This is a genomic window from Methylomonas subterranea, assembly GCF_024505185.1.
In the GTDB taxonomy this organism is placed as follows: Bacteria; Pseudomonadota; Gammaproteobacteria; order Methylococcales; family Methylomonadaceae; genus Methylomonas; species Methylomonas subterranea.
This window is the reverse complement of sequence record NZ_JANIBJ010000031.1, coordinates 1-23,954: the sequence shown is the minus strand read 5'-3', so window position 1 is coordinate 23,954 and position 23,954 is coordinate 1. Positions and strand designations below refer to the sequence as shown.

The following is a 23,954-nucleotide window of genomic DNA, read 5'->3' as shown; positions in this document are numbered from 1 at the left end:
TCGGAACATGCGTCCGACTAATCTCCGCTAATCGGACCTACGCAGGCGAAGCAATTCTTTGACTTCTGAAACCGCAGGTTGCATATTTTAATAGGTACGCGATGCGTACCCTACAACACTTCGTTATACGTTCCGATTGAATCGGTGTATGCCAAGCAATATCAAATCACGGTAGCTCCGATTAGCGATAGCGTAATCGGACCTACTCGGACTTTCCAATTTTTAGACTAGCGGAATTTAAAACCGCTTTTAAACACCTAAGGCGGACACGCCAGTCCGCGTTCCGCCGAATGTGGACTATCTAAAGCATCGGTAAGCGCCATGACGCGCTTACCGTAAAGCTTTACTTATGGTCGTCCTTAACTTCCTCAAACTCCGCATCAACCACGTCGTGGTCCGGCTCGGCTTGTTGTTGGCCGCCGGACGCATGCTCGTGGCCGCCCGCCGCGCCCGCTTCGCCGCCTTTTTGCGCGTAGACCCGTTCGGCCAGTTTACCGGACAGCTCGGTCAAGGCGTTGGTTTTGGCTTCAATGGCGTCTTTGTCGTCGGATTTCAGCACGGCTTGCAAGTCTTTGATCGCCGATTCGATGGCCGATTTTTCATCGCCGCTGACTTGGTCGCCGAGTTCCTTCATGGATTTTTCGGTGGCGTGGATCATGCCCTCCGCGCTATTACGTGCGGAAACCAATTCTTTCAACTTACGGTCTTCGTCGGCATGCGCTTCGGCGTCCTTGATCATGCGCTCGACTTCATCATCCGACAAACCGCTGGAGGCCTTGATGACGATAGACTGTTTCTTGCCGGTGGCCTTGTCTTTGGCCGACACGTTCAGAATACCATTGGCGTCGATGTCGAACGACACTTCGATTTGCGGAATACCGCGCGGCGCCGGCGGAATGTCCTGCAGGTCGAAGCGGCCCAGCGATTTGTTGCCGGAAGCCATCTCGCGTTCGCCTTGCAGCACGTGCACGGTGACAGCCGTTTGGTTGTCGTCGGCGGTCGAGAACACTTGCGAAGCGTTGGTCGGGATGGTGGTGTTTTTCTCGATCAGCTTGGTCATCACGCCGCCCAGGGTTTCGATACCCAATGACAGCGGAGTCACGTCCAGCAGCAAAACGTCTTTAACGTCGCCACCCAATACGCCGGCTTGAATCGCCGCACCCAAGGCCACCGCTTCGTCGGGGTTGACGTCTTTGCGCGGTTCTTTGCCGAACAGTTCCTTGACGAAAGCTTGCACTTTCGGCATCCGGGTTTGGCCGCCGACCAAAATCACGTCGTTGATTTTCGCCGTGGAAATACCGGCGTCTTTAATCGCCTGCAGGCATGGGCCCTTGGTGCGTTCGATCAAATCGTCAACTAGCGATTCCAGTTTGGCGCGAGTCAATTTGACGTTCAAATGCTTCGGACCCGAGGCATCGGCAGTGATGTACGGCAGGTTGATATCGGTTTGCTCGGAAGACGACAATTCGATTTTGGCTTTTTCCGCCGCTTCCTTCAGACGTTGCAACGCCAGCGGGTCGTTGTGCAAATCGATGCCGCTGTCTTTTTTGAACTCGCCGGCCAGGAAATCGATGATGCGCAAGTCGAAGTCTTCGCCGCCCAGGAAGGTATCGCCGTTGGTGGCCAATACTTCGAACTGGTGCTCGCCTTCGATTTCGGCGATTTCGATGATGGAAATATCGAAAGTACCGCCGCCCAAGTCATAGACCGCGATGGTGGTGTCGCCTTTGGGTTTATCCATGCCGAACGCCAACGCCGCCGCGGTCGGCTCGTTGATGATGCGTTTGACGTCCAAGCCTGCGATACGGCCGGCGTCTTTGGTCGCTTGACGTTGCGAGTCGTTGAAATAGGCCGGTACGGTAATCACCGCTTCGGTGACTTCCTCGCCCAAAAACGCTTCGGCGTCTTTTTTCAGTTTCATCAATACGCGCGAAGACACTTCGGGCGGTGCCATTTTTTTACCGTGGCATTCCACCCAAGCGTCGCCGTTGTTGGCTTCCATAATTTTGTAAGGCACCATTTTGATGTCTTTTTGCACCGCGTCTTCCTTGAAGCGACGACCGATCAAACGTTTGATCGCAAACAGGGTATTTTCAGGGTTGGTGACCGCTTGACGCTTGGCGGATTGACCGACCAAAACTTCGTTGTCGCCGGTGAAGGCGATGATGGATGGCGTGGTGCGCGCGCCTTCGCTGTTTTCGATAACCCGCGCGGTACCGTTTTCCAGCACGGCCACGCAAGAGTTGGTGGTTCCTAAATCGATGCCGATCATTTTAGCCATTGAATTTCTCCAGACTTGAATTAGTAGTTAGTTTAAGAATTTGTTAGCGATATGCGGTTGATCGTTTGAATTTCAAGCCTGCTCATCAATTTTTGCGTTATCGGCCGGCTTATCTTCGGCCTTGGCCACTACCACCATGGCCGGACGCAATAAGCGGCCGTTCAACACATAGCCTTTCTGGAATACGGTAATCACATGATTCGGCGCCACTGTGGAACTGGGCTGCATCACCATGGCCTGATGGAATTCCGGATTAAACGGCTGACCGGTCGGGTCGACGGTTTCGATATTGAATTTGGCGAATACGGTTTCGAACTGCTTCATGGTCAATTCGCTGCCTTCGCGCAGCTTGACCACTTCCGGACTGTCGCCGGCGGCCGCTTGAATGCCCAATTCCAGACTGTCCAAAACGCTCAACAACTCCTTGGCGAATCTGGCCAAGCCGTATTTGCGTTCGTCTTCCAGATCTTTTTGCACGCGTTTTTTCAGATTTTCCATTTCCGCCAGGGTACGGATGGCTTTGTCCAAATTATCGGCAGCCTGTTGTTGCGCTTCTTCCAGTTGTTTTTGCAACACCTCGACGCTGACCTGTTCGGTTGCTAGCTCGGCTTCCGCTTCCAGCGCCGCTTCGGCCTGGGCTTCGCTGGTTTGCTCAAGCACTTCAGCGATTAACTCACTATCGGATTGCTGTTCGTGGCTTGATTGCTGATGACTCATAGTTCACTCCAAAGGTTGTCATTTTTCTAAGTTGGCTATAACGATAGGGGCGTTTATTTGCTATTCAAGGCCGCGCCCAATAATTTTGCGGTCACATCGACAAAGGGAATCACTTTTTCGTAGGCCATGCGGGTTGGACCGATTACACCCAATACCCCGACCACCTCGTCGTTGATGGAATACGAGGACGTCACCAGACTACAATGATCGAAGGCCCGGTAGCCGGATTCCTCGCCGATAAAAATCTGTACACCTTCCGCCTGCAGACATTGATCCAACAGATGAATCACCCCGCGTTTCTGACTGAAGGCTTCGAATAATTGTTTTAAACGTTCCATGTCCGATAATTCCGAAAAACCCATTAAGTTGGTTTCGCCGCTCAGCACGTAGTCGTCCTGGGGTTGCTGGGCAAAGGTCAGTCGGGCCATGCAGACTGCGTCCATCATGCCCTGGTTGACTTGATTGCTATCCTGCTCCATCTCGTTCAGGATCAAATCCCTGATCTTGGCCAGACTGCGGCCAACATACACAGAGTTCAGATAATTGGCGGCCTGCTGCAATTCCGCCGGGCTATAAAGCCGGTCGGTGTGGATGATTTTGTTATGCACTTCCTGACCGTCGGTGACAAATATCACCAGCACCCGGGTATTGGACATCGGCAAAAACTCGATATGCCGCAAGGTCACGGTTTCCCGGCGCGGCAAGGTCACCACCCCGGCCATTTTGGTCACCTCGGAAAGCAGGCGCGAGGCTTTGTTCAATACATCGCCGGGCCCGTCATATTCAGTCAGCAAACTGCTTTGCAATTGGTTCAATTCGCTGGATTCCAACGGTTTCACCGTCAAAAGACTGTTGACGAACAAACGGTAACCGCTGACGGTAGGCACCCGTCCGGCCGAGGTGTGCGGCGAGTGTATCAAACCCATGTCTTCCAGGTCCGCCATCACATTGCGGATGGTGGCCGGACTCAGCTTTAGATTGGGATCCTTGGACAGTACCCGCGACCCCACCGGCTGACCGTCATGAATATAACGCTCCACCAAGGTTTTCAATAAGTAAAGCGACCTCTCGTTTAAATCCTGATTGCTTGCCACACCATCACCCAATGCCGACTGTTAGCACTCTAAATACGCGAGTGCCAGAGAAAGCTATCAGCTGGAAATACCCTTGTCAACCAAGCATTATCATGCGACCGCTTCGCGGTTTCCTTAGCAGGCCGTCGGCACCGACCGAGTTGTTTCGGCCGGGTGGTTGGCGGATAATCGAAGCGAATGGCCAACTCGGGTTTAGTTCGCAACCCGCGCGGCCCAATCCGTGGGCAATTCCATAAGCCGCATTCCCTAATTTCAATCAGCGTGTCCTTCATGAAACACCCCGAATTTCCGCTTACCGACGACCTGATTTACCTGAATCACGCCGCCGTCGCCCCCTGGCCCAAACGTACCCGCGACGCGGTTATCGCCTTTGCCGAACAAAACAGCCGCTTCGGCTCGCATTTTTATCCGGACTGGCTGAAGAAGGAAGCCGAATTGCGCCGGCAATTCCAAAGCTTGCTGAACGCGGCCTCGGCGGACGACATAGCGCTGGTGAAAAACACTTCCGAAGCCCTGTCTTTCGTGGCCTACGGCTTACCCTGGCAAGCCGGCGACAATATCGTTTCCAGCGATCAGGAATTTCCTTCCAACCGCCTGCCTTGGCAATCGCTGGCCGACCGGGGCGTGGAATTTCGTGAAGCCGACCTGCACAGTGCCGATACACCGGAGGACGCCTTGTTTGCACTGGTGGATGACCGTACCCGGCTATTGACCATTAGCTCGATACAATTTGCCTCCGGCTTGCGCATGGACCTGCTCCGCATAGGCGAGTTTTGCAAACAGCGCGGCATCCTGTTTTGCGTGGACGCCATTCAAAGCCTGGGCGCGGTGCAGTTCGACGCCCGTGCCTGCCAAGCCGATTTTGTAATGGCCGACGGCCACAAGTGGCTGTTCGGTCCGGAAGGACTGGGAGTGTTTTACAGCACGGCCTCGGCCCGAGATTGTCTGAAGCTGACCCAATACGGCTGGCATATGATGAAGGACAGCCATAATTACGAAAACCTGCCCTGGGAAATCCACCCCGCCGCCCGTCGCTTCGAATGCGGCAGCCCCAACATGATTGGCATCCATGCCCTGTCGGCCAGTTTGTCCTTATTACTGGAAACCGGCATGAATAACGTCGAAGCCAAAGTGATAGAGCGTAGCGATTATCTTAAAGCCGCCATCGCCGCCCATCCGCAATTGATTTTATTGTCGGACAGGCAAAGTCCGCTGAAATCCGGCATCGTGGTTTTCAAACACCGACACCATGACAATCAGGCCCTATATCGGCATTTGCAGCAAAACGGCGTGGTGTGCGCGCTGCGCGGCGGCGGCATCCGCTTTTCGCCGCATTTTTATAATAGTTTTGCGGAGCTGGAGCGTGCGTTGGCGCTAACCACTATCACGCCGTTATAAGCAAATGCCCGGTTAGGAATTTTGCAACCAGATCGGATCAAACAGCTTCCGTATGTGAAAGCCCTCCTTCCCTCCAACGCGGCCCGACTACCTTTGTCGCCCGGCTATTTCATCAACCGCCAATGCGAAGTAGAATCGCCCCATCCGTTACCGGCAGGAAAACCGTATGTCACTCGCAGAAAAAATACCCCTCTCACGGGAAGACTATCTGCATGGCGAAGCCAGCGCAGACTTTAAGCACGAGTTTATGGCCGGCGAAGTCTGGGCCATGGTTGGCGCTTCCGACACTCATGTGACTATTGCCGGTAATTTATTTTTTTTGCTAAAACAAGCCTTTAAAAACACCCCCTGCCGAACGTATATCTCCGATATGAAAGTGCGGGTAGAAAAAGCCGACGCATTTTTCTACCCCGATGTACTGGTCAGCTGCGACAGCAAAGACCGCGACAACAAGCTGTACAAACAATACCCGTCGTTCATTGCCGAAGTATTATCGCCTTCTACAGAGGCCTTCGACCGAGGCGAAAAATTTAATGCCTACCGGCAACTGGACAGCCTGCAACATTACTGGCTGATCGATAGCAAACGCATGCTGATCGACAGCTTTACCCGCCAAGATAATAACGATTGGCTATTGCACAGCTACTCGGATCCCGACGAAACACTGAAACTGCCCGACCTTGAACTGACGTGTTCGCTGAGCGAGCTATACGAAGACGTAATATTCGACCGGGATTAAAAACAACACATATGAGAACTCGAGCATGGCGAACCCGGCATTAAAACCAGCCGATTACGAAGACATACTGAATCTGCCGGAACATCTGGTTGGCGAGATTATTAACAGCCGACTGGAGGTTCAGCCAAGACCGTCGCCCAAACATGCGTTAGCAAGTTCTTCGTTAGGCATAGAAATTGGCTCACTGTTTCATGGTCTTTCCGGCCGAGAAGACGGTTGGTGGATCATCGACGAACCCGAATTGCACCTGGGCGGCCATATTCTGGTTCCCGACCTGGCCGGCTGGCGTAAACAAAGTCTGCCGAAATTACCGGAAACCGCTTGGTTCGAGACAATACCGGACTGGGTGTGCGAAATTCTGTCGCCCTCCACCGCAAAAATCGACCGCAGCGAAAAAATGCCCATTTATGCCGGTTTGGGCCTACCTTTTTTATGGCTGATAGATCCCATTCTGCAAACGCTGGAAGCCTATCAACTGATTGAGGGGCACTGGATGCTGTTACAGAGCTTAAAGGACAGCGATCCGGTAAGTGCACCGCCTTTTGCATCGCATACGTTTCAATTAAGCAATCTGTGGGAATAACGCCCGGCCGCCAGTAAGCGTTGGTTGGCGCCAGATAGGCGGCAATTCGCCGGGATGACGCTTTTTGACTAGCTGTACGTTAAGCCGGGACGATTAATTTAACGATCATGAAACCTGCGCATCGCCCCCGGCAAATGAAAGGCAGTCTCGTAGGAGCGACTTTCAGAATAAGCAAAAACGTTCAGTGCAACCAAAATTGGCCGGAATAAGCCGATAGGCGTTTCTGGCGACTTAAGCTTGCCGGAAACGCTCCCGCTTATTCCGGCCTACTGGCCGTAACCCCGTATCGGCAATCATTTTCTTGACAGGGCCTCAATTTGTAATTTTGCAACCGAATGCCCCAAAGAGGCGGCCTTGGCGATCCACATCACCGCCAGATTATCGTCCTTGGCAAAACCTTCGCCGCGCAAATAACAATTGCCCATCCAATGCAAGGCATCGGGGAAGTTTTGCTTGGCTGCCTGCTCCAACCAATAAATCGCGCTTTTTTCCTTACCGTTTTCCAAAAACAGCAAAGCCATTTCCGTTTGCGCTTGGGCGCTGCCGGCATCGGCCGATTTGAGCAGTTCTATGTCTTCATCCGACAAGGTCAGACAAATATCGGCCTTGATGGATTCAAGACTGATCAGGGTTTTGTTGGAAAACGGCACACCGCTCACGCATGGCAAACTGCCGTCAGCAACGCGCCGCCGAATGGTACGCTCGCTCCATTGAGTCAAAGTCATTGCGGCTTGCAAACTAATATTGGGCGACTTTTTACGGCTTAAATTTAGCAACATGAATTTGGCAGGCTTTTTTAACAGGCAACTATTGGCTGGCAGAGTATTTTTACAGGCAAACGGGGCTTTTGCATCTTTATTTTACCCCTACCGCCACAAAATGCCCGGCAAATACACCAGCACCCCAGCAATAAAAACCTCATATTTGCCAGCGATTTGGTTTATAGAACAATCAAGTAACCTCAACAAGGCAACGACACCAAGCAACCATGGCACACTTAGTGCTTAAGTAAAATCGATTATTCACCAACGAGGACCCCACAATGAACACATTACCCATGAATAAAGTACAGCAAGGTTTTACCTTGATCGAATTAATGATCGTGGTTGCCATTATCGGCATCCTGGCGGCCGTTGCCTTACCCGCCTATCAAGACTATACCGCTCGAGCTAAAGTATCGGAGATCATCCTGGCCGCATCATCCGCCCGGACGACATTAGCCGAGTTGGCCAGCGTAACTGGAACATTGCCGGCTGCGGCCTCTGTTTCCTCGCAAGTATCTAAATATGTTTCCGGCGTTACTTACGCTAGTGGCGTTATCACAGCAACAGCCCGAAGCACTGGCGTAGCAGCAATTGACAACCAAACAATAGAGCTTTCTGGTGTTGTCAACGCTACCACCGGTCAAGTCGTCTGGACCTGCGGCGGTACAATACCCGAGAAATACCGCCCAACCTCTTGCAGATAGTCGACATAGCTCACTTTAAAGGCCCCTTTGGGGCCTTTTTTATTTGGCGCGCTAAAAACCAGACTTAACCACCAGCTTAACTATTCGGCATCATGTTAAATATCTCATCCAAAACAGTGGAATCCAACCACGCCATCTGGGGGCTGATTTTTTATGGCGTAATGTTAATCACTGGATTTATTTATTTTCAAAGTTTGAATGCGGGTGTTCAATTCGACGACGTTGCCAACTTGCAGGACCTGGGAAAAATATACGACTACGATTCGGCAAAAAACTTCGTTTTAAGCGGCATTGCCGGCCCATTGGGCAGACCGTTGGCGCTATTAACGTTCGCCTTGCAATATTATGCATGGCCTGCAAATCCGGAGGTGATGATTGAATGGAATATTTATCTCCACTTGCTCAATGGGGCGCTGGTGACCATGCTGGCGTTTAATTTAGGTCGGGGCCTTCCCGATCAAAAAATGCCGCTCCCGCGAATCGCAGTCTTTGCCGGCGCGCTATGGCTGGTATTACCCATACTCGTTTCCAGCTCACTGTTTATCGTTCAACGCATGACCACGCTTTCAGCGACTTTCACATTTAGCGGGCTTATTTTTTATACCAAAGTCAGACTTCAGGCGCTAAATCAGCCCGAGCGGCATTTAATAAAACTCAGCAGTATCGTGATAGTGTTTAGCGCCCTGGCGGCATTCAGCAAGGAAAACGGCATTCTTTTTCCTGTTTACGCTCTGGTAATTGAATCCACTTTTTTTTCCGCCAATTGTTATCACACAAGCCACAATGCCTGGAGAATCTGGCAATGGACGTTTCTTTTGTTTCCGTTATTAATTATTGTAGGTTATTTGATTTTACAAGTACCCTATCACGATTCAACGATACTGCAACGCGGGTTTACCGAAACCGAACGTATCGCAATCCAAGGGTATATTCTATGGTTATATTTGTTTAGGGCATTTTTTCCCATCCCTTCCAAGCTGGGGCCTTTTCATGACGAACCCTGGCTTTTAGGATCCTACGAAATATTTTTTGGCCTTGCACTTTTTGCCTGCTTGGTCATTATTGGCTATTTTTGTATTCGTTACCGTAAACGTTTTCCGTTATTGGCATTTGCTATTTTGTGGTACCTGTTCGGACACATGCTGGAATCGACAACAATTGCGTTGGAATTATATTTCGAGCATCGAAATTATGTACCGTTATTCGGCCCTGTCTTTGCGCTGATAGTATATTTATCTTCAATTCCAAAATGGCGAAATGGCTTAACATTATTTAGCACTTCATATATTGTCTTACTTGGACTGATTACCTACATGACCACTCATTTATGGGGGCGGCCGCTGATAGCCGCGGAAATTTGGGCCATGGATAATCCAAAATCCAATCGGGCAACACTCCATTTGGCTAAACGACTAGAAATAGACGGCGACACGAACACGGCGCTGCAAGTGTTGGATAGGTTCAACAAGCGATACCCCGACAGCCTTGGTTTACAAATACCTGCACTAAAATTGTCGTGCGTATTGAATCCCACTGGGGATCATGCTGCCAGACTAAATGAACTGATTAGTAATGCACCGACAGCCCGTTTTGAAAATTGGGCGGTGGATCAACCCGAGCAATTTCATGCCTGGTTGATGAAGCATCACTGTGCAGGCATGAGTTTTCGTACGGTTAGCTTTATAGTCGACGCCATGATAAGCAACCATCGCTTCGCTTCAAGTCCTATCGCAATGCATAACCTTTTCGTACTGAAAGGCATTATCGCACTACAATATGAAGACATTGCCCATGCGCTACAACATTTTGACACCGCATTAACCTATCACATCGGCAATGACGCTTTAAAGGTCGCCTTGCTGGTTGCGCAAACTCAAAATAAAACTGAATTTATTGACAAATGGTCATCCAAAGCCAAGTAACATTTACAAAATCAAAATAGCATGAGCCATAAACTCAGCATTATCATTCCCGCCAAAAACGAGGCCAAGAATCTGCCTGAATTATTGGCGGATATTGGGTTACAGAACCTTGCCGCCGAAATTATTGTGGTGGATGATGGCTCCACCGACACCACCGCCGCCGTCGCCATTGCCAGCGGTGCCAAGGTAATCAGCCATCCTTACAGCCAAGGCAACGGTGCGGCAATCAAAACCGGCGCCAGAAACGCCAACGGGGAAATTCTTGTTTTCATGGATGCGGACGGCCAACACAAACCGGGCGATATTGCCAAACTATTGGATAAACTCAATCATGGCTACGACATGGCCATTGGAGCCAGAAAAGCCAATACGCATGCCGGTTTATTCCGACGCATTGCCAATAGCTTTTATAACCACCTCGCCTCGATGATGACAGGCCATAAAATCGAGGATCTAACCTCGGGCTTTCGCGCCGTCAGAGCGAACAAATTCAAAAAATTTTTATATCTGCTTCCCAACGGTTTTTCTTACCCCACCACATCCACCATGGCTTTTTTTCGCTCCGGCTTTCCCGTAGCCTACGTGCCGATAAAGGCCGGCAAGCGCGAAGGCAAAAGCCATATTAAAATCATCAAAGATGGCATTCGCTTTTTTATCATTATTTTAAAAGTTGGCGCCTTGTTTTCTCCCATGCGCTTATTTTTGCCCGTGAGTGGCGCGGTTTTTGTGACCGGAATATCCTACTACGCATACACGTTTATCCACTTTGGCCGGTTTACCAATATGAGCGCGGTATTGATTCTGGCGTCTTTGCTCATATTTTTAATCGGCATTCTTTCCGAACAAATTTCATCCCTGCATTATAAACACAGTGATGACAATCGCTAGCCCCCCCTTGTCACCATCGAACGATCAGCGTTCAAGTCAGACAACACACGGTTTTTTTTCGGACCAAAATCGTCGCTCCAAAGCCGAAAAAATAAAAATCATTCTGGATGAATATCTAAAAACCACCCCCAACCATCGCTTGCTTGTGCTGGATATTGGCACGGGTAACGGTGAGATTGCCCATTACCTCGGCAATTATTTTTGGGTTATCAGTGTTGATATCAATGACCATCGCTCGGCAAGCGATAATTTCAATTTTTTAATTGCAAACGAATCTTTACCTTTCGCAAGCAATATCTTTGATGTGGTCATTTCAAATCATGTTATCGAGCACGTCAACCATCCGAAATTGCATATAAACGAGATTCACCGGGTCCTAAAGCCGCAAGGTTGGCTTTATCTGGCAACCCCTAACCGTTTGTGGCCGTGGGAAGTCCATTACAGGGTTCCCTTAGTCCACTATCTGCCTAATAAGGTTTTTCATAGGTTAATGCAAAAGACCGGAAAATATCAGGAAAACATTTCTCTACAAACCTCCTGGCAGCTCAAATCGCTTTGCCGACAATTCTCCCAAATTTATTCGATCAGCGAAAAGATATGCAAGCACCCCAAACGTTATCGATTACATGTGTCCGAGCGGATAAACCGAATCCTGAACAACACTCCCAAAACGCTATTTGTCGCCGCCCACTGGTTCATGCCGACATTTATTTTCATGTTGCAAAAAGAGAGTCCGGCAAAAAGCATATTATGGCTGACATCCAGTTTTCCGCGCTTTGAAGAGGATAGCGCCTCCATTTTTTTGCGTCATTTAGCCGAAACCATGAATGAGCAAGGGTTTGAAATACATATTTTGTCTCCGGATCATGACTTGGTAGACCCTTCATTTCCCGACAGCGGGATTTATTGCTATCACTTTCGTTATGCTCTACCTAGGAGACAACAAAAACTCGCCTATGGCTCCGGCATTTTGCCGAATTTACGCGAACATCCCTGGCTATATTTACAACTACCTTTCTTTCTGATAGCTCATTTTTTTGCAAGCTGGGTGTTAATTCGCCGACTCAAACCTACTCTGATTCACGCGCACTGGGTAATCCCGCAAGGCTTCATTGCCATATTGCTGGGCAAATTAACGGGCGTTCCCGTTATCCTTACCGCGCATGGCGGCGACGCTTTCGCCTTGCAAAGCTCTCTATTGGCAAGAATCAAACACTGGACAATCCAAAACAGTAGCGCCTGGACCAGCAACACCTCCGCAACCGCCGATGCCGTGGGCAATGACCTACCCCAACCGGAAATTATTCCGATGGGCATCGATTATCAATGCTTCAGTTCCGGACAATCCGTAAAAAAACCAACGGATAAGTTTGTTTTACTGTTTGTAGGGAGATTGGTTGAAAAGAAAGGCGTTTCCGATCTTCTGAACGCTTTTTCCTTACTGCCGGAAGCATTACGCGACCAAACCGAACTGTGGATTGTTGGTGACGGCGCGGAACGCAAAACGCTGGAAACGTTGACAAATTCGCTAAAGCTTACAGAAAAAACAATCTTTTTTGGCAGACTGCCAAACCAGCATCTGCCGGACTACTATGCTGCCGCCGACCTGTTCATCGCCCCTTCGGTTACAGACGCCTCTGGCGATACCGAAGGACAGGGCGTAATGTTGTTGGAAGCGATGTCCAGCGGCACCGCTGTGATCTCGACAATGACCGGCGGCATTGCAGAGATCATCACACACGGTAAAAATGGTTTACTGGTTAAGCCCAAACAACCGGAAGCACTTAAAAATGCCATGGAAGAATTATTAAACAACGACAGGTTTCGCAAAGCACTTGCCGAATCAGCTAAAACCACCGCTCAAGCTTATGACTGGAAGCAGATTGGCGCTAAATTCGCGGCTCTCTATACTCGGTGTTCCACTTCTTGAATGTCTGATGTCAGCGATTTGCATTGAAGACCATGGAGCTGCACTCTCTATAAGCGATACCAATCCTCAATGCGCGACACCCATTTCCAAACCAAGCATTTCCAGACGCTTCCGTATAACAGAGACCCGTGACTTTACAAATGTATCGGTAAGATGCTGTTGATCACGAAACACTACGATTCCGTCAGCATCTTGCGCGCTACATTGTTCGTTAGGACAAACCAAGTCGTTAAGATCAAGCAATGCGGCGTTTGAAAACGGCTTTACCGCTTGCCCCAAGTACCCGGCCACCGTCTCAGGTTGTTTGTTGGATATATTTTCGCGGCAATCTTGGATACCGGCGGCATCGAAAAGTTGATGAGACGAGAAATCGCGTTCAAGACAACCGGGGCCATCAAATGACAACGGGTAGGTTCCTGGAATTACAACGACGCGACCGGCGATCTTGGTCAGACGGGCCAATATACGCGCCGAGCCATTCTCCCACTGCTCCTTGGTAAAGTCGTATGTTGCGGCGCTTCCCAAAAACACAATGTCGGGGCGGATAGACTCCAAATAATCCAATACTTTATTACGCCACTCGGTACAGACGGTATAAATCTTTCCGATACGGCTGTAGAAAAAATCTTCGTCGACCATTGGACAGGATGATTTAGTCAAGACCACGATACGCCATTTAGGTGCCTGGAATATCCCTGGAAACATTGAAAACCATTGCGCCCCAATGCTATCCCCCAACAGAACGACGGTTTTTTCAGCGTCAGTTCCGCCTATTACGCATGGACTCAAATTAGCATCTCCATACCAAGCATCACAACCGTAAGTATAGATAATCGGCAAATCCGAACGAGCTTTAGTGCTGTATGACTCCTCTTTAGGCATTTCATCAACGGGCGGCGGTTTCAAATAATTTTGCGCCCCCCAGATCATTGTCAGCATGGCAAGGATGGATAAAAGGATCACTCTAAGCGGGGCCTGATGCCGAAAACGCCCTTTCCAAAACGGCAACTCAACATAGCGGTAGCTCGCTATTGCAAACAAGAATGACAATGCCACCAAACCCGTGGTCTCGGAGAAACGATGATGCAGACCCCACGAAAAACCCAACATCAATAACGGCCAGTGCCATAGATACCAGGAATAAGAGCGGTCTCCAACCCAAACCAGAACCGGATGAGCCAATATACCGCGCTCCGCGCGCTCACGATTGAAATACCCGGCGGAGATGATCAAGACTGCACCCACGGAGGGCAACAAGGCCCAATAGCCTGGGTAAGTCTCATTGGCAGTAAGGAACGTGGCCGCACCGAATATCAATCCCGCACCCAAAGCGCTCAAACCGCGTCCCCACCACGGCGAAAAATAAAGTTGCCCGGCATCGTTTAGGGGGAGCATTTTCGGCTGAAACCATACAAATGTTACCGCACCCAAGGCAAACTGCCAGATGCGCGACGGCATCATATAAAAAGACCATAAAGGATTCGTCGCCATCCAATACCAGGACAGACCCAAGCTACCCAGAAACAATACTGTCAGCATCGCAAGCAACCCGGACCGATCAAGCGCACCTTGTCGCAGCTTTTTCAGGGCGATAAAAATGAGCAGAATCATCACGGGCCACGTTATGTAAAACTGTTCCTCCACACCCAGCGACCAAGTATGCAAAAACAAGTCCTTGGTTTTTATTTCTTCAAAATAATTAATCGTTGAAAATGAAAAAAACAAATTGCTGGTCCATGTCGTTGCATATACCACTGACGCAGTCTGTTGCCACGCTTCGTAGTTCGACAACAATAACGAACTGATCAATACGACCACACTCAACATAACAAAAAGAGCTGGAAGTAAACGCCTCAAACGCCGGGCTATAAATTGCAACAGATCAATACTTCCGACATTCATATATTCCTTAATCAGGAGACCGGATATTAGATAGCCCGATAGGACAAAAAAAACATCGACCCCGACAAACCCGCCCGAAACAAGCGATACTCCGGCATGGTTCAATACCACCAAAATAATGCTGATAGCGCGTAAACCCTGGAGGTCAGGGCGATAGGTGATGGTTTTATCGAGTGTCATATCCATTGCATTAATACGCATTATTCTTGTATATTTATCCAAATAGCCGTTAGTTTTTCCGTATTTAATTCATCCAGAACATTTTAATAATGATACGTGCTGCAGACCAAAAAGTTGTTCGAATTTATTCATGCAAGGTTAGGAAAATCAAACCAAGCCTGCTGATGGTTTAATAATCATAGTGATATAAGCCATTATTTCATACACGTACCGAAAAGTTAAATCTAATTCTCGTTAAGTTATAAATATTTCACCCACATATAAGCCTAAATATTAGGCGCACTCCCTCAACAGATAATTCCTCAATTTGCTGTATCCAACGCCTCATCAAACAAGAGTTTATATTCCTTTACCATTCTTACCAAAGTGAAAGTCTTTTCAACCCTTTCCCGATTATATTCACCCATGTCCCTCCTCAAAAGCGCATCATCAGCCAGTCGATTGATCCTATCGGCGAACGTATGAACATCTCCCAAAGGACACAAAAAGCCTCCCTTGCCATCGTCAACCAACTCAGGCAAAGATGAACAGTAAGTGGTAACAATAGGCAATCCACAGGCCATCGCTTCAATTGCCGCTAAACTTAGACCCTCTCTAACAGTAGGGAATAAAAGTATATCCATTTCATTGTAAACGGCTGGCATATCTGCATAATCTATGGAGCCTAAACATTGCATGCTGCTATTTTCAGGCAGTTTTGTTTTGCTTCTTAAACCAGACGTATAAAAAACCGTAATTTTTGGTGAAAGTCTTGAAACAATGGGCAACAGCCATTGCACTCCTTTTCTACTTGTTAAATTGCCACAAAAGAGTACTTTTATTTCATTATCCGAGCGATTGCGAAACCGATCTGGATAAAAAACATTATGATTGATGCCGTTGTAAATAACCTTCACATTGTCAATAGCTAGTTCGTTACTGACTAATTTAGCGGTGAATTCACTGACAGCGGTAATGACCGATGCATTATTGACTGATAGACGGGTAAACCATTTCAAGTCAGTCTGATAATGAGTATTTTGCAAAAAATTACTATAATCCTTCATAAAGACGTCAAGCACATAATTATGAAAAGTCAGTATTACAGGTATTTTTCGTCGGACATGAAACAGTCCGTAATCTGGTGTAGTATGAATTAACCTAGCCTTGGAAAGACGACCCAGGCCATATAAAACGGGTGGCATTAAAGTGAGAAAAGGATTATAGGGGATAACCCTATAGTTTTTTAGCTCACTCTCTAAGGTTTTATGGACAACATAAGCACCATTACCGGTTGCCATGGGACTTATTATCACTTACCAAACCTTTCCGCAAACAAAAATTTTATTTTCCTATAAGGCATATAAAAAAACCAGAAAAATTTATTGAATACTTTGGTATTGGAATTTTGAATCATTCTATGCTGAACAAGTTTATCTTCATTAAATCGTAACACCAGTGACTGCCAATCTTTTTGGGAGCTTAGGCCCGTGTCCCGCATAACTGAAAGCACGGTTTTAATTTTTTTTAACTTAAAGCGGTTATAATAAGCTCTTAGAAAAAAATCATAATCCATGCTAATTTCAAGCTGTTCGTCAAAATAGCCCACCATATTGAACAATAAACGACTACAGACGACACCTTGATGTAAAATTCCATTTCTAAAATTCAGCCAGAAATTAAATCCTCTTGATGATAATCTGACAAGATTACTACCATACAAAATATCAAACGAAAAAATCATATAGTTATTATCAAGAAAACTAGCCGCCACCTCTAAACTATTTACATTATACAAAAAGTCATCTGAATTAATAAATACAATATATTCACCGGTTGCAAAACTCACTCCTTTGTTCATTGCATCAGCAATTCCCTTATCGGATTCACTCACCCAATAATCGATCAATGCATCGTATTGACGAATAATATCCAGAGTGCCATCAGTTGAGCCACCGTCGATCACAATATATTCAACAGCATCGTAACTTTGATTAATGACACTTTGTATAGTTTGTTCCAGATATTTCTCGCCGTTATAAACAACAGTAACCACTGTGATAAGCGGATGATCGGGTAAATTATATTTAAAATACCCTGAACAGCGTAGCCCACCGTCAATCTTTTCAGGCGCGTTAGAGGTTGAGAATAGACTAAATTGAATTTTATTATCAGGACTGTTTGTCAATAACGGCGGCCTTAGCGTGTTCAAGTGTCGCGCTGTGGAATAACGACTATCCAAAGCAATGGTTTTAGGGGGGCGTTCTGCTGTTTCCATAATTTCCCACAAACCATAGATTTTTTTTACAGCCCTAATTTAAACCTTTTAGGGTTACACGCTAATACTAATTAAGACTCTCGGCCTTAATCATCAACGATACTAGCTCATGCATACGCACTTTTGATTTCCACCCTAAACAGCTAAAAGCTTTTGCCGGATTCCCTTGACTCCATGCGATATCGGTTGGCCTAAATAAGGATCGTTCAGAAATGACATGATCATGCCAGTCTAGTCCAACCGAATCAAATGCCGCTGAAACAAAATCTTCCAGCGAATGAGCCTCACCTGTTGCAATAATAAAATCCTCTGCAACACTCTGCTGCAAGATGAGCCACATTGCCTCAACATATTCTGGACTCCACCCCCAGTCCCTCACTATATCCAAACGACCAAGCCGAAGCTTTTCCTTGTCTCCCTGCGCGATTCGACAGGCTGCCGCGATAATTTTACGTGTCACAAACCGGGCCGGCCTAAGTGGGGACTCGTGATTGAATAAAATCCCGTTGCACGCAAACAAACCGTATGCCTCCCGGTAATTAGAAACCAACCAATGTGCCGAAGCTTTGCCTACTGCATAGGGACTTCGTGGCTGAAATGGGGTACCCTCATCCGCAGCTTGTTTACCCACATCACCAAAACATTCACTAGAACTGGCATGATAAAACTTAACCGGCTTGTCCCGAAAACGGATCGCTTCTAGCAAATTTAACGTCCCCATCAAAATACTCTCGAGTGTTTCCGCAGGTTGCTCAAATGACAAACCCACAGAACTCTGGCCGGCCAGAAAATACAATTCATCCGGATCACTACGACTCAAGGTTGTGAGAACACTACGAAAATCGTTAACAGCCATCGAAATCACATTGACTTTGCTCCGAATACCTAAGCGCTCAAGATTGGCAAACGAGGCTACTTGAGCATCCCTCGATGTACCCCATACATCGTAACCTTTAGCTAATAACAATTTGGCTAGATACGCTCCATCCTGACCGCTGACACCACAAATCAATGCCCGCATCAGAGAATGCTCCGATAGACAGCTAATGTTTCCTGCGCACAACTATGCCAAGAAAAGAGCTTGATCCGTTCCTGGCCGCGGGCAATCAGAGTTTGTTGCAAAACATTGTCACTTACTACGCGTTCAACCGCCATTCGCATCGAATCCAAATCACAGGGATCAAACATTTCTCCCGCATTACCTACAACCTCCGGGATTGAGCTCACCCCACTACAGATCACGGGGCAATTAAAGCTCATAGCCTCAAGTGGCGGAATACCAAAGCCCTCATATAGAGAAGGATAAACAAAAGCGCTAGCCGATCTATAGTACCCAGCCAAAAGCGCGTCATCTCCAGAAACCTGACGAACATTCTCATTAGAAAGTCCGAACTGTTGCAGCAGAGTTTTTTCTCGATGCGTGAACTCACCACCACCAAAGCAAATCAAGTCAAAATCATTTTTTAACGTAAGCGACATTGCATAGGCTTGAAGTAGACCCTCGAAATTCTTATACCCTCGCCGTTCCCCCACATAAAGTAAAAACGGGTTGGCTCTAGCAACGGATTCAGGCACTGAATCACTCTGACTCATTAAGCTGAAGCCGAGGTTCACCACCGAAGTCTTTGCCGGATTGACGCCCAGCAACTCGATCAAATCCTGTCGAGTCTGTTCGGATATACAAATCACATGATCCGCTCGCTTGACCGCTAACGCTTTTCTTCGACTTGTAGGGTCAGTCTTAGGAAAATGCCCACTGAATTTCTCATGAATCATGTCATACACAGTCATGACTACCTTGGCGCTCTTGGGCGCCATACTAATTGATGAATAATAGGTTTCATGGAAAATGTTTGGACGAATGTGTCTTGTGACCGGCCAAGCGAGAATAGAATTAATGGCTCGAAAAAGTAGCACGGTTTTTGGCAATTTTGGGACAGGCACACCTATCACATTTAGGTCAGAAGGAGCGCAGGCCAGATAACGATTAACATAAAGAGGCGAAATGACGGCAACATCCTCTTTAGTAGATGTCGCCAACTCAACAGCGAGCTCATACGCATATCGAGAAATTCCACCATACTCTTGCATAGCGAATATCTGTGAATCAAAGACTATCTTCATGTTGTATCAGCTAGAGAAAATAAATTGCATTTATATGAAAAATTTAGACTCACTGTATATTAGGCGCGTAATTAAGCGTCTCATTCTTCCTATAAAATTTAGAATAGCCTTTATTAAAATAAGAGAAAACACAAAACCAGCTAAAATTATTCTACTAAAAATACTACGTTTTTTACATTCATGTGCCTTAAAGACAATGTTATTGAATGCACCGCAGGCAATGGTAGACATTGGAAACATTGCCTGAATTAATGGTAAGCCAAGAGATTTAGCAATATGTCTATAACTAGCTGAAGCTCCACCAAGCTCTCTATGCACGGACACTTCTGGAACCATTGCGGCTTTTCCAATAGAGACTATATTGGCAATTAAATGCCAATCTCCGCCCATCGTATTCCATATCTCAATTTTTCGAAGCTTCTGGGTTCGCATCAACCCGTAAAACATACCATTATCCGCTACCCATCCGTAATAAAAAACAACTCTTACCCACCATGCATCATGTAATAAACTAAATATATTCCCATCATAGATTTTCTCACCATCACGATAATACTTAGGCACCCCACTAACTAGAGAAATATCTGGATCACTTATTAACAGTTTAACACACGAGCTAATATAACCAGCATCAATCCAATCATCATCTCCTAACCACATGAAAAACTGCCCAGACGCACGCATAAGCACATCGTAAAAATTGATAACTGCCCCCCTATTATTAGAGTGTCGAATATATTTTAACCGTGAGTCTTTTCCGCAATGAAGCAAGCAAACAGTCTCTGTCTCATCAGTTGATGCATTATCTGAAACCAATACTTCAATATTTTTGTAATCTTGACTCAACGCCGACTCAATTGAACGGCTCAGCAAGGCGGCTCTATTATATGTTGGGATACCTACACTCACTAATGGCTGATTTCTATCCATTTGCCACCCAGTCAGCCATTAAAATTGAGCCGTTTATGCAAATTACCGGCACAAAAAAATGCAGCAATAGTAGAAATCCAAAATACAAGTATGAATATAACAGTCTCCGCCACCCCGCCTAAATTACTCTGCATTAATTGCCTTGCAACACCCATAACAACCAAAACCGGCAACATAATTCTTCCAATATCGCTGCTGTACCAACGCCATTTCTCCCCAACCAACAAATGACAATACATAATCTGGGCACCAACCAAGATATAGCCGACATTCAAAGTAATCCAAACGCCGGCGGCGCCAACTACCCCCCAACGAATTGTTGCAAAATAAATGGCCGGCACCAGAAAAATCACAGCTATGACATTGGTGTAAAACGCAAACTTCGTCCAACCATGTGCAAGCTGAAGCGCATAGGGTATGTGCATTAAACCGTTCAATGCATTGCCTATCACCAATAAACTGACAAGCAAAGATGAATTTTCGACCAACTCTACATTACACGACCATAGCGCCAGAATTTCCCTGGAAAAAAAAGCCAGAACAAATGTTGCCGGAAGAATCATGACCGCCATTAACTGGCAACCTTGATGGTACGCGTCAACAAGCTCCATATAATCATTTTTAGCTACCAACGTGGTCAACCGTGGGTAATAGGCCGTAAAAACCGGGCCAACAATTCTATAAATGACTGCGGCAATGGTCGTGGCAAAAGTGTAGTACCCAAAATCGGTCAGGGTAAGCATCCTGCTGAGCAATATTTTATCCATTTGCGTTAATATTGTTGCCATCATGGATATTCCCGTCATACCAGCGGCAAAACGCCAAACGTTATGTAAAACTTCTTTGCAAAACGTCCCTTTCCGATCAGTAGAAAAGCTCCGCCATAAAGCAATGCGAAATGCTATCGCTTGAATCACTGCAATCAATGCATGCCACAAAAAGAAAACTCGCGCGGTTGGTTCGAAAAACCACAAAACCGCAAGTGATCCAACCCCCTGTAAGGTTGCAATAACAGACGATAATATGTTGACCAGCACTTGTCGCTGCAGACCATTTAATCCCCCCATATAAATGGCAACCGGCCAACGTAATCCAATCACCAGTGCCATTATTCCAAGTACCTGCCGCAACGTATCGCGCGATAAACGTTCAGGGTTCAACCAGCGATAGGCGATAAAATCAGAGAGCAAAATGACTGCCGTAACTACCCCCAACGCAATCAACCAATAAATGACTTCCAATGTCCTGGCGGTATCAACTATTCGCCGGGTATTGCTTTTATCTCCACAGAGCAACGCCATTTCCCGACTCATGGCCTGCGAAAGACCCAAATCCAGCACGGCCAGCATTGCCGTCAACGAGCTGAATACGCCGACGATACCGTAGGATTCCACACCCATCAGACGAATATAGAATGGCACGAAAGCCAAGCTCATGAGAGCCGACCATGCGCTCCCCGAGAAATTGGCGATAATGTTGCGTTTGACCGTCACAGGATTGAAAAAGTGTACCAAGCCCACCGGCCGATCTGATTGCGTTGATTTTTGGATTTCAATATATCCTTGGTCAGCTGACATTTCGAACGACTGCTTCCCGTCGCGAAGTTACATGGCTGAATAGTTGCTATCGTCATTTACCGTTCCTCGGGTATAGTGTAGATTAATTTACACACCCTGTTGACGCTGGCTAGAACAAGGATCGCTGCATCGACGCAACAAAAAGACTTGTTACACAGTTTGATCAATGCCCATCACCTTCCGTATCACTAGAAAAGATAAATATATAACGCTTCGCCTTGATTCATGACATGCATAAAACGCATTGCAACTCAATACAAATACTTGGATATTCCACTTCTATCTTATATGCATACACACATCATTACTGTCTACGGCATCAAAAACTGCGACAGCATCAAAAAAACTCGCGCTTGGCTGGATGGCCGGCAAATGAGCCACCGCTTTCACGATTACCGCACCGACGGTCTGACACCGGCCTTATTGCAACAATTCGCCGATAAACTGGGTACCGACGCCATACTTAATCAACGCAGCACCAGTTGGCGGCAGTTGGCTGATGAGCAAAAATGCGACTTGACCCCGGAAAAAGCCCTGCAACTGATGTTAAGCAACCCTACCCTAATCAAACGTCCGATCATTGCTATCGGCGAACAACTGTTCGCCGGCTTTCATCCGGAACAATTATCCTCGGCCCTATGAGCGACACTTTAAACTTATTGATAGACCTGATTCGCCGCGAATCCGTCACCCCCAACGATGCCGGCTGCCAAGATCTAATGGCCCAACGCTTGAGCAATCTGGGCTTCATTGACGAACGCCTGAATTTTGCAGACACCCAAAACCAGTGGTTGCGGCGCGGACAACATGCGCCCCTATTTGTATTTTTGGGCCACACCGACGTTGTGCCGACCGGTCCTTTAAGCGCTTGGGATTCGCCGCCGTTCGAACCCGACATTCGCGACGGCAAGCTCTACGGCCGCGGCGCGGCGGACATGAAAGGCAGCATAGCCGCCTTTATGACGGCGGTGGAACGCTTTATAGCGAAACACCCGCAACACCATGGTTCCATAGCCATCATGCTGACCAGCGACGAGGAAGGCATAGCCACCCACGGCGTGGTCAAGGTAGTTGAGGTGTTGCAACAGCGCGGGGAAAAAATCGACTTGTGTCTGGTGGGAGAACCCTCCAGCAGCACGAAAATCGGCGACGTGATCCGGGTAGGCCGGCGCGGTTCGTTAAACGGCAAGTTGACGGTGCATGGCATGCAGGGCCACGTGGCCTATCCGGAACTGGCGGAAAATCCTATCCATAGTTTTGCCCCGGCGTTAAAGGCATTAACCGAAGAAGTCTGGGACAACGGTAACACCTTCTTTCCACCCACCCGTTTGCAGGTGTCCAATATCGCCAGCGGCACCGGCGCGGAAAACATCATTCCCGGCCAACTGGAAGCGCAATTCAACCTGCGCTTTTGCACCGAACTTGACGAAGCCACCATCAAGGCCCGCACCCATGCCATTTTGGACAAATTCGGCTTTAAATACGATCTGCAATGGCGCTTGTCCGGCAATCCGTTTTTAACCTCGCAAGGCGAATTGATAAAAGCCACCCATGCGGCGATAAAATCGGTTTGCGGCTATGAACCCCTGGACGACACCGGCGGCGGTACCTCGGACGGCCGTTTTGTCGCCCCCACCGGCGCGCAGGTGCTGGAACTGGGCCCGGTCAATGCCAGCATTCATAAGGTCAACGAGCATATCGACTTGAACGATCTGGCAACCTTGAGCCAAATTTACGAACAGATTTTGGCGAATTTGTTGGCTTGATCCTAAAAAAATCAGTTGAAGCGCGTGGAAACCGTTCGAACCCACTGGGCATAGATGGTGAGCCTACTAAATCCCCTCCTACCCTCGACAGGCTCAGGGCGAACGGGATTTTGATAGGCTCAACCGCGTTTTTACTCTGAAAGTCATGGTAGGAGCGACGCACAGTCGCGATCCGCAAGGCCATCATCGCGACTGTGC

21 protein-coding genes are annotated in these 23,954 nt (G+C 47.6%); 10 read left to right on the top strand and 11 right to left on the bottom strand.

Features of this window, described 5'->3' with window-relative positions; genetic code table 11:
- Positions 1 to 343: 343 nt before the first annotated feature.
- From dnaK to hrcA, 3 genes are all read right to left on the bottom strand, one after another.
- The gene (dnaK, locus tag NP590_RS15415; RefSeq protein ID WP_256603487.1) at positions 344 to 2,281 is read right to left on the bottom strand and encodes a molecular chaperone DnaK; all 1,938 of its coding nucleotides are present in this window, start codon (positions 2,279 to 2,281) and stop codon (positions 344 to 346) included.
- Positions 2,282 to 2,353: 72 nt separating this feature from the next.
- Positions 2,354 to 2,998, bottom strand: coding sequence for a nucleotide exchange factor GrpE (gene grpE, locus NP590_RS15410; protein ID WP_256603485.1), 645 nt, complete (start codon positions 2,996 to 2,998; stop codon positions 2,354 to 2,356).
- A gap of 53 nt (positions 2,999 to 3,051) precedes the next feature.
- On the bottom strand, positions 3,052 to 4,092 hold the full coding sequence (gene hrcA, locus NP590_RS15405; protein ID WP_256603482.1) for a heat-inducible transcriptional repressor HrcA: 1,041 nt from the start codon (positions 4,090 to 4,092) through the stop codon (positions 3,052 to 3,054).
- Between the two features lie 270 nt (positions 4,093 to 4,362).
- Between hrcA and NP590_RS15400 the strand changes: the two genes are divergently transcribed.
- The 3 genes from NP590_RS15400 (at position 4,363) to NP590_RS15390 (ending at position 6,812) form a co-directional block, all read left to right on the top strand.
- Positions 4,363 to 5,490, top strand: a complete 1,128-nt coding sequence (locus tag NP590_RS15400) for an aminotransferase class V-fold PLP-dependent enzyme (protein WP_256603480.1) — start codon at positions 4,363 to 4,365, stop codon at positions 5,488 to 5,490.
- Positions 5,491 to 5,656: 166 nt separating this feature from the next.
- Positions 5,657 to 6,229: a Uma2 family endonuclease gene (locus NP590_RS15395; protein WP_256603479.1), complete on the top strand. Its 573-nt coding sequence runs from the start codon at positions 5,657 to 5,659 to the stop codon at positions 6,227 to 6,229.
- Positions 6,230 to 6,254: 25 nt separating this feature from the next.
- On the top strand, positions 6,255 to 6,812 hold the full coding sequence (locus NP590_RS15390; RefSeq protein WP_256603477.1) for a Uma2 family endonuclease: 558 nt from the start codon (positions 6,255 to 6,257) through the stop codon (positions 6,810 to 6,812).
- A gap of 293 nt (positions 6,813 to 7,105) precedes the next feature.
- Here NP590_RS15390 and NP590_RS15385 read toward each other — a convergent pair whose 3' ends face one another.
- Complete coding sequence (locus tag NP590_RS15385; protein ID WP_256603475.1) at positions 7,106 to 7,537, bottom strand: tetratricopeptide repeat protein; 432 nt, start codon at positions 7,535 to 7,537, stop codon at positions 7,106 to 7,108.
- Positions 7,538 to 7,589: 52 nt separating this feature from the next.
- Here NP590_RS15385 and NP590_RS15380 point away from each other — a divergent pair, with 52 nt between their 5' ends.
- The 5 genes from NP590_RS15380 (at position 7,590) to NP590_RS15355 (ending at position 13,020) form a co-directional block, all read left to right on the top strand.
- Complete coding sequence (locus NP590_RS15380; RefSeq protein WP_256603474.1) at positions 7,590 to 7,820, top strand: hypothetical protein; 231 nt, start codon at positions 7,590 to 7,592, stop codon at positions 7,818 to 7,820.
- Positions 7,821 to 7,854: 34 nt separating this feature from the next.
- Positions 7,855 to 8,280: a pilin gene (locus tag NP590_RS15370; protein WP_305888704.1), complete on the top strand. Its 426-nt coding sequence runs from the start codon at positions 7,855 to 7,857 to the stop codon at positions 8,278 to 8,280.
- Between the two features lie 92 nt (positions 8,281 to 8,372).
- On the top strand, positions 8,373 to 10,202 hold the full coding sequence (locus NP590_RS15365; protein WP_256603473.1) for a tetratricopeptide repeat protein: 1,830 nt from the start codon (positions 8,373 to 8,375) through the stop codon (positions 10,200 to 10,202).
- A gap of 21 nt (positions 10,203 to 10,223) precedes the next feature.
- Positions 10,224 to 11,090 carry a glycosyltransferase family 2 protein gene (locus tag NP590_RS15360; protein ID WP_256603472.1) on the top strand — a complete coding sequence of 289 codons (867 nt, stop codon included), beginning with the start codon at positions 10,224 to 10,226 and terminating at the stop codon, positions 11,088 to 11,090.
- The gene (locus tag NP590_RS15355) at positions 11,077 to 13,020 is read left to right on the top strand and encodes a glycosyltransferase (RefSeq protein ID WP_256603542.1); all 1,944 of its coding nucleotides are present in this window, start codon (positions 11,077 to 11,079) and stop codon (positions 13,018 to 13,020) included. The genes NP590_RS15360 and NP590_RS15355 overlap by 14 nt, the downstream gene beginning before the upstream one ends.
- A gap of 66 nt (positions 13,021 to 13,086) precedes the next feature.
- On the opposite strand, the gene NP590_RS15350 is transcribed toward NP590_RS15355, so the two are convergent.
- From NP590_RS15350 to NP590_RS15320, 7 genes are all read right to left on the bottom strand, one after another.
- A complete protein-coding gene (locus NP590_RS15350; protein ID WP_256603471.1) occupies positions 13,087 to 15,102 on the bottom strand; it encodes an acyltransferase family protein in 2,016 nt (671 codons plus the stop codon).
- A gap of 302 nt (positions 15,103 to 15,404) precedes the next feature.
- Positions 15,405 to 16,382: a glycosyltransferase family 4 protein gene (locus tag NP590_RS15345; protein ID WP_256603470.1), complete on the bottom strand. Its 978-nt coding sequence runs from the start codon at positions 16,380 to 16,382 to the stop codon at positions 15,405 to 15,407.
- A gap of 11 nt (positions 16,383 to 16,393) precedes the next feature.
- Positions 16,394 to 17,359 carry a glycosyltransferase family 2 protein gene (locus NP590_RS15340; protein ID WP_256603469.1) on the bottom strand — a complete coding sequence of 322 codons (966 nt, stop codon included), beginning with the start codon at positions 17,357 to 17,359 and terminating at the stop codon, positions 16,394 to 16,396.
- A 67-nt stretch (positions 17,360 to 17,426) separates the two neighbouring features.
- On the bottom strand, positions 17,427 to 18,380 hold the full coding sequence (locus NP590_RS15335) for a GDP-mannose 4,6-dehydratase (protein ID WP_256603468.1): 954 nt from the start codon (positions 18,378 to 18,380) through the stop codon (positions 17,427 to 17,429).
- A complete protein-coding gene (locus NP590_RS15330; RefSeq protein WP_256603467.1) occupies positions 18,380 to 19,483 on the bottom strand; it encodes a glycosyltransferase family 4 protein in 1,104 nt (367 codons plus the stop codon). Before NP590_RS15330 ends, NP590_RS15335 begins: the two co-directional genes overlap by 1 nt.
- Positions 19,484 to 19,513: 30 nt before the next feature.
- Entirely contained in the window at positions 19,514 to 20,413 is a 900-nt protein-coding gene (locus NP590_RS15325; protein ID WP_256603466.1) for a glycosyltransferase family 2 protein, read from the bottom strand.
- 11 nt (positions 20,414 to 20,424) lie between these two features.
- Positions 20,425 to 21,990, bottom strand: a complete 1,566-nt coding sequence (locus NP590_RS15320) for an oligosaccharide flippase family protein (protein ID WP_256603465.1) — start codon at positions 21,988 to 21,990, stop codon at positions 20,425 to 20,427.
- 288 nt (positions 21,991 to 22,278) lie between these two features.
- Between NP590_RS15320 and NP590_RS15315 the strand changes: the two genes are divergently transcribed.
- Both NP590_RS15315 and dapE read left to right on the top strand, forming a co-directional pair.
- The gene (locus NP590_RS15315; RefSeq protein ID WP_256603464.1) at positions 22,279 to 22,632 is read left to right on the top strand and encodes an ArsC family reductase; all 354 of its coding nucleotides are present in this window, start codon (positions 22,279 to 22,281) and stop codon (positions 22,630 to 22,632) included.
- The gene (gene dapE, locus NP590_RS15310; RefSeq protein WP_256603463.1) at positions 22,629 to 23,756 is read left to right on the top strand and encodes a succinyl-diaminopimelate desuccinylase; all 1,128 of its coding nucleotides are present in this window, start codon (positions 22,629 to 22,631) and stop codon (positions 23,754 to 23,756) included. The genes NP590_RS15315 and dapE overlap by 4 nt, the downstream gene beginning before the upstream one ends.
- Positions 23,757 to 23,954 lie beyond the last annotated feature (198 nt).

Bases quoted from the DNA above. Each gene is read 5' to 3' on its own strand.
- NP590_RS15360 (WP_256603472.1), top strand. From the start codon at position 10,224: ATGAGCCATAAACTCAGCATTATCATTCCCGCCAAAAACGAGGCCAAG.
- NP590_RS15355 (WP_256603542.1), top strand. From the start codon at position 11,077: ATGACAATCGCTAGCCCCCCCTTGTCACCATCGAACGATCAGCGTTCA.
- dapE (WP_256603463.1), top strand. From the start codon at position 22,629: ATGAGCGACACTTTAAACTTATTGATAGACCTGATTCGCCGCGAATCC.
- NP590_RS15365 (WP_256603473.1), top strand. From the start codon at position 8,373: ATGTTAAATATCTCATCCAAAACAGTGGAATCCAACCACGCCATCTGG.
- NP590_RS15335 (WP_256603468.1), bottom strand. From the start codon at position 18,380: ATGCGGGCATTGATTTGTGGTGTCAGCGGTCAGGATGGAGCGTATCTA.
- NP590_RS15390 (WP_256603477.1), top strand. From the start codon at position 6,255: ATGGCGAACCCGGCATTAAAACCAGCCGATTACGAAGACATACTGAAT.
- NP590_RS15345 (WP_256603470.1), bottom strand. From the start codon at position 16,382: ATGGCAACCGGTAATGGTGCTTATGTTGTCCATAAAACCTTAGAGAGT.
- NP590_RS15380 (WP_256603474.1), top strand. From the start codon at position 7,590: ATGAATTTGGCAGGCTTTTTTAACAGGCAACTATTGGCTGGCAGAGTA.
- NP590_RS15385 (WP_256603475.1), bottom strand. From the start codon at position 7,537: ATGACTTTGACTCAATGGAGCGAGCGTACCATTCGGCGGCGCGTTGCT.
- NP590_RS15350 (WP_256603471.1), bottom strand. From the start codon at position 15,102: ATGACACTCGATAAAACCATCACCTATCGCCCTGACCTCCAGGGTTTA.
- NP590_RS15330 (WP_256603467.1), bottom strand. From the start codon at position 19,483: ATGAAGATAGTCTTTGATTCACAGATATTCGCTATGCAAGAGTATGGT.
- NP590_RS15320 (WP_256603465.1), bottom strand. From the start codon at position 21,990: ATGTCAGCTGACCAAGGATATATTGAAATCCAAAAATCAACGCAATCA.
- NP590_RS15400 (WP_256603480.1), top strand. From the start codon at position 4,363: ATGAAACACCCCGAATTTCCGCTTACCGACGACCTGATTTACCTGAAT.
- NP590_RS15370 (WP_305888704.1), top strand. From the start codon at position 7,855: ATGAACACATTACCCATGAATAAAGTACAGCAAGGTTTTACCTTGATC.
- NP590_RS15315 (WP_256603464.1), top strand. From the start codon at position 22,279: ATGCATACACACATCATTACTGTCTACGGCATCAAAAACTGCGACAGC.
- NP590_RS15340 (WP_256603469.1), bottom strand. From the start codon at position 17,359: ATGGAAACAGCAGAACGCCCCCCTAAAACCATTGCTTTGGATAGTCGT.
- NP590_RS15395 (WP_256603479.1), top strand. From the start codon at position 5,657: ATGTCACTCGCAGAAAAAATACCCCTCTCACGGGAAGACTATCTGCAT.
- grpE (WP_256603485.1), bottom strand. From the start codon at position 2,998: ATGAGTCATCAGCAATCAAGCCACGAACAGCAATCCGATAGTGAGTTA.
- dnaK (WP_256603487.1), bottom strand. From the start codon at position 2,281: ATGGCTAAAATGATCGGCATCGATTTAGGAACCACCAACTCTTGCGTG.
- NP590_RS15325 (WP_256603466.1), bottom strand. From the start codon at position 20,413: ATGGATAGAAATCAGCCATTAGTGAGTGTAGGTATCCCAACATATAAT.